This window comes from Serratia odorifera (assembly GCF_041448735.1).
GTDB lineage: Bacteria > Pseudomonadota > Gammaproteobacteria > Enterobacterales > Enterobacteriaceae > Serratia_F > Serratia_F odorifera.
In genome coordinates this window covers 1-717 of the sequence record NZ_JBGMUT010000050.1, presented here as the reverse complement: position 1 = coordinate 717, position 717 = coordinate 1, and the positions used below count along the sequence as shown (strand labels likewise).

Annotated in this window: 2 protein-coding genes; both read left to right on the top strand. The window is 33.5% G+C overall.

The features are described from left to right. Positions 1-266: 266 nt before the first annotated feature. Entirely contained in the window at positions 267-524 is a 258-nt protein-coding gene (locus ACCC84_RS23545) for a hypothetical protein (protein WP_024086118.1), read from the top strand. A 7-nt stretch (positions 525-531) separates the two neighbouring features. After that, positions 532-717, top strand: a 186-nt coding sequence (locus tag ACCC84_RS23540) for a type II toxin-antitoxin system RelE family toxin (protein WP_371902427.1), incomplete at its 3' end; no start/stop codon positions are given.

Below are 717 nucleotides of genomic sequence, written 5' to 3'. Positions count from 1 at the left end.
CGTATATTCTTTTAGTGTTTTTGTATGCAAATCTCCTTCTTGAGATAAGCTAGAAATAAAATCGGAAATCAAAGATGTTGCTTGTATAGAAATTGTTTTAGTGGAATGCATAAATACCTCCTCTTTTATTGACTTACATTAGCGGACATGATATTTTAATCTTATCAATTATGTTAGCGGACATCAAACATTTATTTTCCCACACTTCATGTCCACTAATATTAATTAGTGGACATTTAAAACTATCTCGAAAGTAGGTGTAACACATGGCTATTCGTAAAGATGAATTGTATCGGTTAATTGATCACCTGGATCAACAAGATGAAAAAGCAGCATTTGACTTTTTAGAATTTCTTGTTCAACGGTCAAGAAGAAAACCTAAAGAATGGGAAAAAATTGATATGGCAGATCCTGATCATGAACCGCTGTCTACACAAGAGTTAGAACAGTTAAACAGTGAAGAAGGATATGTATCAGGGGAGGACGCAAAACGTGAATTCGGACTACAAATTGATTTACCATAAGTCCGCGGTGAAATTTATTGCAAAGCAAGAAAAAGGGATTCAAAAAAGAATTGCAGAAGGATTGAAGGGACTTCTTAAGATTCCTCCTGAAGGAGATATTAAAAGTATGAAAGGTTACACAGAACTATATCGATTACGGATTGGAACCTTTCGAATTTTATTTGAAATAAATCATGATGAGAAAGTCATATAC

Excerpts from the sequence above, each read along its gene's own strand:
- ACCC84_RS23545 (WP_024086118.1), top strand. The coding sequence starts at position 267 with ATGGCTATTCGTAAAGATGAATTGTATCGGTTAATTGATCACCTGGAT.